Raw genomic sequence first — 8163 nt, forward strand, 5'->3', positions numbered from 1 at the left:
CTTCGTCACATGTCGAAAATCGTCTCAAGCTATACGACCCTGGCGGCAACATTTATTATTAAACAAGCTCTTAGTCTATTATACTGTTTCCGGCTCGCGGGCTGAAGAAGAGCCGGCGATTCTGAATCTGTTCCATGCCACCATACCCATGGTAAAAAGCGATATCAGTCCGATACCGACATACCCCATATTATGAGTGAACTGGAATACAATCCATGCCATCGGACTTCCGGCAAAATCGAGACTTCCGCCCTCAAATCCCTGAGGAATAGCTACGGCACTGTCGCCGGTGGCGGCATATACGTCGCGGGCCGCAAGCGAGAACCACGAGGCGAGTGCAGTGACCGAATAAAGCGCAATCACCATCACTACCAGGCCCACGATAAATGTCTTCACCACATTGCCTTTTGTGAAAGGGAGCACAAGCGGGAACACATAGAACATGCCGGCGAGCGATGCCAGGGGGAGAAACTGATTGCCGGGCAGAACTACGGCGAGGAGCAATGTCACGGGGATAAGGAGCAGCGATACCACAAGTGTGGTCGGATGGCCTATGACCAGGGCCGGGCTCATACCGATGGAGAGTCCCTCGGCGCCCTTGAATTTACGCGCTATAAGCGAACGTGTGGCATCGGATATAGGCTTAAGTCCTTCGATAAACAGTACCGTGATACGCGGTATAAGTTCCATCACTGCACCCATCTTTATACCAAGACCAAGGATATAAGGAATCCGGCCCGATATCTCGCCCCATGAGCGGCATGTAAGGCAACCTATGCCTATGCCTACCACCACACCCAGGAAAAGCGGTTCGCCAAGAAGACCGAATTTCTTTTTGAGACCTTCGGCATCAATCTCAAGGCGATTCATACCGGGAATGCGGTCAAGAGCCTTGTTTATAAGCCACGCAAAGGGTGCAAAACCGGCACAGAACGGCTGTGGCACTGATATACCCTCCATGCCATTGTAGAACTGCTGGAATTTAGAGGCTGTCATATCGGCAATCACCAGAGTGATTATATAGCATACAATGGCTCCGAAAAAGCCCATGGCAAGCGAGCCGCTCGCAAAGTATACCACAGCTCCGATGAAGGCGAAATGCCAGTAGTTCCAGAGATCGATGTTGACTGTGCGTGTAGTGCGTGTCACCAGCATCAGAAGGTTGACACCCAGACACACCGGAATGATAAACGCTCCAACCGCGGTGTTGTAGGCCACAGCCGCAGCCGCCGGCCAGCCCATATCGAACACATGGAGCTGCAGGTCGTATATCTCAACCACGCCGTCGAGCGCAGGTCCGAGTGTAGTGGTCAGAAGGGCTGTCACGATGCTAAGCCCGACAAAGCCGACTCCGACTTTAAGGCCGCTTTTGAGAGCGTCACCAATTCGGATGCCGATACATAGCCCGAGTATCGTAAAGATAATGGGCATCATCACAGCCGCACCCAGACCGATAATATATTTAAATACTTCTTCCATTATTTAGAGCTTGTTTAATAATCATGATTATGCATTATCTTACTGTCACCTTCAGCGGTGAGTTGACCCGGCGCGCAAACGACCGCACGAGTTCCATCCAAGATTCAGGCGCAGGTATGTCGTGCTTGCTCCATCCCGACCCCCAATAATATGTGTACTCACTTCCCGGTGAATAACTGCTGAGCAGCGCCGTATGCCCTATGGCATCGGCTCTCATTTCAGGCAACGGGAGAAAAGCCACAGTCGGCTGAGGAGCGCCTGCTGTCTCAGGGATGAAGGCTCCGATATATATCACACCGTTTCCGGCACGGGGATTGTCGGTAGAATCGGCATAGGCTATAATATTCAAATCTGGGTCTGACATACTTCCATCCGGATTCTGCCTGTGTACGACAATGCCGGTGGCAAGCGTCCGGGAGTCGGAAAGACTGTCATAGCGCAATACCGTACGGTTAAGCAGAGCTCCAGAGTCGAGAGTAAGAAGACGATGCTCGATTACCGAACTGTCGCCGCCTACTGCCAAAGCTCCGAAAGTCATGTCGACAGTGAATCTCAGAGGACCGTTGTCAAGAATCTGACATGACTTATAGCTACGCGGATATACCAGAGCCGAGTCGGCCATCATGAATGCCGACGCTCCGGCACCAAGCGTAGGCCCAACTGTATAGGGGTCCATACCGGTGCCGCTGTCGACATGGTATGAAATCCAGCGCTGCAGAGAGTCGGCCTCTTCACTGCGCCCCTCTTCCCGGAGTCTGCGCAGACGGTCCCAGTTGGCCTGAGTGCGTTCACGTGTGTAACGCTCGTCGACGGCAGGATAGTCGACACTTTTGGTATGGATATCATAGCCGAATACCATACCGCCGTTGGCCTGATAGGCCGGACCGTATGCGCGATAGCCTGACCATTGGTTTTCCCATACGAGATCGTCGGCACGGTCGGGATAAACACGCCCTACCGCCACTGTATCGACCGTGGCGGGCACGCCTTCCTCTATATAATATACCGCGGTGGCGAGGGGTGCGACTGTCGCAGGAAATATCAGCAGACTGTCATATGTAAGCTGATAAGGGATTTCGGCGCCTGAAGCATCACGCAGTACGAACGGACGTCCGTGTGGCAGAGAAAGATCCGCCATCGGGATTTCCACAATTTCGCCATTCCGCTCCTCATCAAGAGTGTTGCTTATCTCTATCGCAGCCGGATTAGAGCATCCGGTAATGACAGATGCTATTCCGAAGGATATCAGAAGACTGAAGCGCATGGTTTACTTTGGCTGCTTTCCTATATAAGCAAGTATGCCACCATCGACATAGAGGATATGTCCGTTGACAAAGTCGGAGGCGTCGGAAGCAAGGAATACGGCAGGACCCATAAGGTCTTCAGGAGTGCCCCATCGTCCGGCAGGAGTCTTTGACACGATAAACTGGTCAAAAGGATGGCGAGAGCCGTCGGCCTGACGCTCGCGCAATGGCGCGGTCTGCTCGGTGGCGATATATCCGGGGCCTATACCGTTGCACTGGATGTTGGCCTCGCCATATTCAGAGCATATATTGCGTGTGAGCATCTTCAGGCCACCCTTTGCGGCGGCGTAGGCACTCACAGTCTCCCGGCCAAGCTCGCTCATCATTGAGCATACATTGATAATCTTGCCGTGGCCTTTGCGTATCATGCCGGGAATCACAGCCTTCGATACTATAAACGGAGCTATAAGGTCGACATCGACTACGCGGCGGAAATCCTCAACATCCATTTCTTCCATAGGTATGCGCTTGATTATACCTGCGTTATTGACGAGAATGTCAATTGTACCTACTGTCTTTTCGATGTCGGCGACCATAGCTTTTACCGCTTCTTCGTCGGTGACATCGCATACGTAGCCCTTTGCGTCGATTCCAAGGTCGCGGTAGGCTTTTAGTCCGCGGTCGACTGTCTCCTGTCGCGAACAGTTAAACACAATTTTAGCACCAGCTTCGGCATAAGCCTGAGCAATAGCCAGACCGATACCATATGCGGCACCGGTAACGAGGGCAATACGCCCTTCGAGAGAGAAATTCACCATGATTTATACTATATCTGTCTATGAATTTGGAATACTATACCAGATTCCGGTTAACGTATCTGCAAATTTATCAAAATTTCCCATAAGAGACCTCGGAATTTCGTAATTTTGCCATTAGAAACTGTTTAAAATTCATATCACTTTGGTTTTGAGGAGTCTGCCGGTGCCTTTTTTTTGGCTCTTCTGTAACGTAGCGACGGCTACGCTCGTTCTTTGCAAGCAAAGCGACTTCATTGATGACATCGCAAATGAAAATCCATCTGACTTTCTCTCTCAAAATCTTAGTTTCTTAGCTGACATAAAATTACCCTGACTTATGGACGAATTTGATATCGACGAGCTTTACTATATGGCTGTCGACCTTCTGCGCAACCTAATATCCACACCCTCTACAAGCCGAAACGAGAATGCTGCGGCTGACATAGTCGAGACATGTCTTGCCGGCCTTGGCCTCAAGCCATCGCGACATGGCAATAATGTATGGGCTGTGGCTCCGGGATACGAGCCGGATAAACCGACCATCCTTTTAAACTCACATATCGATACGGTAAAACCCGTCGCGGGATGGACGCGCGACCCATACTCACCGGATGAAGACGAGGATACGGGCCGTATGTACGGTCTGGGTAGCAACGACGCCGGTGCGTCGCTGGTGTCGCTCATAGCGGCTTTCGCATATATTGCCGGAAAGCCTAAGGCCTACAATCTTGTGATGCTTGCCTCAGCCGAAGAGGAGGTGAGCGGACGTGACGGAATCGAGTCGGCTCTCAAAGTGTTGCCAAGAATTGATGTAGCCATCGTAGGAGAGCCTACCGGGATGCGACCGGCTATCGCAGAGAAGGGCCTCATGGTGCTTGACGGAGAGGTACACGGTGTGGCTGGACATGCTGCACGCGACGAAGGGGTCAATGCAATATACAAAGCTGTGGGTGTAATTGAAACACTACGTGAAATGCAGTTTGATAAGGTGTCGCCGACACTCGGTCCGGTAAAGATATCGGTAACTCAGATTGAGGCAGGCACTCAGCACAATGTCGTGCCCGATATTTGCAGGTTTGTAGTGGATGTGCGCACTACCGATGCTTATTCCAATACAGATACTTTGGAAATGATGCGCGCCAGAGTGCCGGGATGCACATTGACACCACGCTCTACGCGACTGAATCCATCGTCGATACCGGCGGACCATCCAATCGTAGAGCGCCTGGCAATGATGGGACTTGAGCCATTCGGCTCGCCTACCCTCAGCGACCAGGCTCTCATGCCATGGCCTTCGGTGAAATGCGGCCCCGGAGATTCTGCCCGGTCACATACACCCGACGAATACATCCTGCTCTCGGAAATACGAGGGGCAATAGCGGTGTATACCCGCATACTTGATGGTCTGAAATTGTAGCGGCAAAGCATCACACCGACGGATTTAATTGATTTTCACATTTAATATGTCAATTTCACTTAATTTCAGCGGTGGTAGTATTAAATAGATTTAAGGTTGATGAGAGGTGTACTATTGATTTAAACTAAAGCGTTATTTTTGCGTCAAATCATTTAAACGTTAAATTTTAACATAATGGATTTTTGATTTTAACATTTGAGATATCTCAGGATATCACCCCTGAAAAGGATGTGAGTCCTGAAAGCATATTACTCTCAATGCAATGAATTGACAAATAGATTTACCGATTCCGAAAACAAAACAAATCAATCATATTCAACTATGAACCTGTACGCAAAAACAGCTTTACTGGCCTGTGGCGTAGCCGTGGCCAGCTCAGCCATCACTATGCTGGCAGTCAACAGTATCGACCGTACCGACAGTGTGGCACAATCAGTAACCGCACTCTTCAATGAAGATGGATCGTCGCACTCCGGCGGTGCATTCTACACGGTAGCAAACACAGTGACTCCTCCTACCGACTTCACACATGCGGCAGAATCCACTATCAATGGTGTAGTGTCAATAAAGAGCTACAGCAACCGTCAGCAATATTCACAGGGCGGAGGCCAATATATCGACCCGTTTGAATTCTTCTTCGGCAGCCCATTCGGCGGTCAGCAACCGCGCCGCCAGCAGCCTCAACAGCAGGGCAACGAAAAAGATGAAGTACAGAAAGGCCTCGGCTCCGGAGTGATAATCAGCGCCGACGGATATATCGTGACCAACAACCATGTAATCGATGGAGCCGACCGCCTGGAGGTGACTCTCAACGACAACCGCATATACAATGCAAAAGTAATCGGCACAGACCCGTCGACCGATGTAGCTCTCCTTAAAATCGAGGAGAACGGCCTCCATGTAATACCATTCGGCGACAGCGACAAACTGCGTGTAGGCGAGTGGGTGCTCGCTGTCGGCAACCCGTTTGGCTTCACCTCGACTGTCACAACCGGTATAGTAAGCGCCAAAGCCAGAGGTATGCAGAGCGCCGCACATAATGGCAGGATGGGTATAGAGAGCTACATCCAGACCGATGCGGCCGTGAATCCCGGCAACTCAGGCGGCGCACTGGTGAACATCAACGGCGAACTCATCGGTATCAATACCGCCATCTATTCCCAGACGGGCAACTACGCAGGATGCTCGTTTGCGATACCGGCGACCATAGTGACAAAAATCGTTACCGACCTTCGTCAATACGGCACTGTACAACGTGCTATTTTAGGCATCGCGTTTACCGAACTGACTCCGCAGATGGCCAAAGAGAAAAACATCACGGCCACTAACGACGGTATACTCGTGGGCGAGGTAATGGACCAGAGTGCCGCGATGGAGGCCGGAATCAAAGCCAACGACATCATAATCGCCATAAATAATGTGCCGACCCACAATACGGCCCAGCTCCAGGGAGAGATAAGCAAGTACCGCCCCGGCGACAAGATTACACTCAAATATGTGCGTGACAACAAAATTGCCTCGGCCTCTGTTACCCTGCGCAACAACCAGGGCAATACCAAAGTGACTCAGGCCGGCAATATTTCGGCGCTCGGTTGCGCGTTCGCACCTCTCACCGACAAGGAAAAGAAAGAGTACCAGCTTTCATCAGGACTTAAGGTCAGCGGCCTGAAAGATGGAAAATTCAAAGACGCCGGAATCAAGAACGGATTCATCGTGCTTGACATAAACAATATGCGTGTACGCACTCAGGACGATGTGGAAAAAATATACGACGCGATAATGAAGAGCAGCGATACCGACAAGGTTATGTTCATTACAGGTGTATATCCCACCGGACGCCGCGTATATTATGCCGTAGACCTCACCGACTGATGACAGACATACGGGATTCGGCCATAACAACCGCATCGGAGTTAATGTGTACTATTATTTATTGAATTTCTGTAAATAAAATCACTTTAAATCCACATAGGTGTTATACTGATACGAACCCCTAATTCAGATATCCGGCCCGGACGGGCTTCCGTAAAAGGAGGTCAGTCCGGGCTTTCTTTTCAGGAGTTTGACGAGAGTTTTGATTTTTTCATATCGTTAATAGTGAAATTTACTTAAAAGCAGGAAATCTCTGTCTGTTTTTTTGTAACTTTGCGTGCTTAATATCGTGTGTAATTACAGATGAGACAATTAAAGATAACCAAGTCAATCACAAATCGTGAGAGCGCGTCGCTCGATAAATATCTTCAAGAGATTGGCCGTGAGGATTTAATCTCGGTAGAAGAAGAGGTAGAGCTGGCTCAGCGCATACGCCAGGGCGATGCGAGAGCTCTTGACAAACTGACGCGTGCCAACCTGCGATTTGTTGTATCGGTTGCCAAGCAATACCAGAATCAAGGCCTCTCTCTTCCCGACCTTATCAACGAGGGCAACCTTGGTCTGATAAAGGCAGCACAGAAATTTGACGAAACCAGAGGTTTCAAATTCATATCTTATGCCGTATGGTGGATACGCCAGTCGATACTTCAGGCTCTTGCCGAGCAGTCGCGTATCGTACGTCTGCCGCTCAACCAGGTAGGATCGCTCAATAAAATCGGCAAGGCTCTTTCCAAATTCGAGCAGGAAAACGAACGTCGCCCTTCGGCCGACGAGCTTGCCGACGTACTTGATGTGCCCGTAGAGAAAATCGCCGATACCCTCAAGGTGCAGGGACGACACATATCGGTTGACGCTCCATTCGTAGAGGGAGAGGACAACAGTCTGCTCGATGTCCTCACCAACGATGATTCGCCTATGGCCGACGCTACCCTCAACCAGGAATCCTTGTCGAAAGAAGTAGACCGTGCTCTTATGCAACTGCATGAGCGTGAGCGCGAGATTCTGAAAATGTTCTTCGGCATAGGTTGCCAGGAAATGACTCTTGAGGAAATCGGTGCCAAATTCGACCTAACCCGCGAACGTGTACGCCAGATTAAGGAAAAAGCAATCAGACGGCTGAAAGGTCAGAAGAGCAAATTGCTGAAAACATATCTCGGACAATAAGCAAGGCTGCAACATCAGCCTCAATGAAATAAAAAGGCTGCTATCCGATTTTTCGTATAGCAGCCTTTCTTTAGACCCCGTTCCCCAATATTTGTTAACGCTGGGGTCGCATCTCTCTGAGTGATTTTTGTCTTGTGATGATGGAGCGTAGCCGTAGCTACGTGACTGAAGAACAAGGCAAAAAGCGCCA

Annotated in this window: 6 protein-coding genes; 3 read left to right on the plus strand and 3 right to left on the minus strand. The window is 50.2% G+C overall.

Annotation, left to right across the window (positions count from 1 at the left end; genetic code table 11):
* Positions 1–78 precede the first annotated feature (78 nt).
* The 3 genes from K2I50_RS06055 to K2I50_RS06065 are packed head-to-tail and all read right to left on the minus strand — an operon-like array spanning position 79 to position 3541.
* A complete protein-coding gene (locus tag K2I50_RS06055; protein ID WP_301025310.1) occupies positions 79–1479 on the minus strand; it encodes a PTS galactitol transporter subunit IIC in 1401 nt (466 codons plus the stop codon).
* A 34-nt stretch (positions 1480–1513) separates the two neighbouring features.
* Complete coding sequence (locus K2I50_RS06060; protein WP_301025311.1) at positions 1514–2743, minus strand: BT3233 family polysaccharide utilization protein; 1230 nt, start codon at positions 2741–2743, stop codon at positions 1514–1516.
* 3 nt (positions 2744–2746) lie between these two features.
* On the minus strand, positions 2747–3541 hold the full coding sequence (locus tag K2I50_RS06065; RefSeq protein ID WP_135957113.1) for a gluconate 5-dehydrogenase: 795 nt from the start codon (positions 3539–3541) through the stop codon (positions 2747–2749).
* Between the two features lie 316 nt (positions 3542–3857).
* Here K2I50_RS06065 and K2I50_RS06070 point away from each other — a divergent pair, with 316 nt between their 5' ends.
* The 3 genes from K2I50_RS06070 to K2I50_RS06080 all read left to right on the plus strand — a co-directional run bounded on the left by K2I50_RS06070 (position 3858) and on the right by K2I50_RS06080 (position 7973).
* The gene (locus K2I50_RS06070; RefSeq protein ID WP_301025312.1) at positions 3858–4937 is read left to right on the plus strand and encodes a M20 family metallo-hydrolase; all 1080 of its coding nucleotides are present in this window, start codon (positions 3858–3860) and stop codon (positions 4935–4937) included.
* Between the two features lie 321 nt (positions 4938–5258).
* The gene (locus K2I50_RS06075) at positions 5259–6809 is read left to right on the plus strand and encodes a Do family serine endopeptidase (RefSeq protein ID WP_301025313.1); all 1551 of its coding nucleotides are present in this window, start codon (positions 5259–5261) and stop codon (positions 6807–6809) included.
* Positions 6810–7112: 303 nt separating this feature from the next.
* Positions 7113–7973 carry a sigma-70 family RNA polymerase sigma factor gene (locus K2I50_RS06080; protein WP_068961290.1) on the plus strand — a complete coding sequence of 287 codons (861 nt, stop codon included), beginning with the start codon at positions 7113–7115 and terminating at the stop codon, positions 7971–7973.
* The last annotated feature ends 190 nt before the right edge of the window (positions 7974–8163 follow it).

This window comes from Muribaculum sp. (genome assembly GCF_029051885.1).
Lineage (GTDB): Bacteria > Bacteroidota > Bacteroidia > Bacteroidales > Muribaculaceae > Muribaculum.